The following is a 1,229-nucleotide window of genomic DNA, read 5'->3' on the forward strand; positions in this document are numbered from 1 at the left end:
GGCGAGTTTTAAAATCAAGTTAGCCACTGCTTTTAACACAAAATAAAAACACCAAGACGAAAAAATCCGGTATCATTGAAGTTCCTACACAAACAATGAAAGAGGTTTTCGTCTTGATGCAAGAACAGCTTACCATATCTCGTCGCAAGGGTCACCATTTGACCGAAATTGAACGTGGAATCATTGCCGCTTTACACGCTGCTGGTGCCTCTAACCGCGCTATCGCTAAGTCGATCGGTGTTTGTCCACAAACAATCAATAACGAGCTTAGACGGGGCCAGACGCGTCAGGTTAAGCGCGTCAACGGGAAGCTTCGGCCCTTTTCAAAATACCTACCAGACGCCGCTCACACGCGTTATCTGATGAATCGCTTAAGGTGCCACCGTTCCTCCAAATTTGACCAATGCCAAGCCTTCTTAAACTACTTTGTAGAGCACTTTAAGGCCGATGACTGGTCACCGGATGAGGCGGTTGGTCGGGCCAAACACGACTGTAAATTTCTTGCGGAAGAGATGGTCTCGACGTCGACCCTTTACCACTATATTGATGCCCAACTTTTAGAGATTCGCAATATCGATTTAACGGAGAAGACCCAGCGCCGCATCGCTCACCATTACATTCCTAAAAACAAAAAGCGGCTCGGCCCCGGGATCGAAGAACGGTCGCAGGCGGCCAATGATCGCTCGGAATTCGGTCACTTCGAAATTGATACGATCGTTGGTAAGCGTAATGGGCATGAGAGCGTCGTGTTGAACTTGATCGAACGTCAAACCCGAACTGCCATTTTGCGATTAATTGACGGCCGTGATGCGGATTCGGTCGCTTATGCCATGCAAGATATCAAACGTCAATATGGTCACCTGATTCGTTCAATTACCGCCGATAACGGTCCAGAATTCTCGACCCTAGCGGCCGTCATGGCCGACACGGCACCTGTCTATTTTGCCCATCCGTACACATCATGTGAACGGGGCACGAATGAAGTCCACAATCGCATGATACGACGTGATTTACCTAAAGGTTTGTCACTGGATACGGTGAGCCCCGCTAGGATCGCCACTATCCAAGCCAAGCTAAACGGTTCACCTCGTCGTCTACTAGACTACGACACACCGGCCGAACGCTTCGCCATCGCCGCCGGCTCGGCTCAGCGCTTGGCCTAGGCACCATCTTGATATCGGAATATCCTGGGGCTGTTTTGTGTGGCTAACTTGTTCTTGCAATTTTCG

The 1,229-nt window shown here is 49.6% G+C and carries 1 protein-coding gene; it reads left to right on the forward strand.

Annotated features, from left to right (window positions below; genetic code table 11):
- Window positions 1–95: 95 nt before the first annotated feature.
- Entirely contained in the window at window positions 96–1,163 is a 1,068-nt protein-coding gene (locus FD28_RS02155) for an IS30 family transposase (RefSeq protein ID WP_235806832.1), read from the forward strand.
- Window positions 1,164–1,229 lie beyond the last annotated feature (66 nt).

The sequence above is a fragment of the Levilactobacillus hammesii DSM 16381 genome (assembly GCF_001434395.1).
Taxonomy (GTDB): Bacteria; Bacillota; Bacilli; order Lactobacillales; family Lactobacillaceae; genus Levilactobacillus; species Levilactobacillus hammesii.

Excerpts from the sequence above, each read along its gene's own strand:
- FD28_RS02155 (WP_235806832.1), top strand. The coding sequence starts at position 96 with ATGAAAGAGGTTTTCGTCTTGATGCAAGAACAGCTTACCATATCTCGT.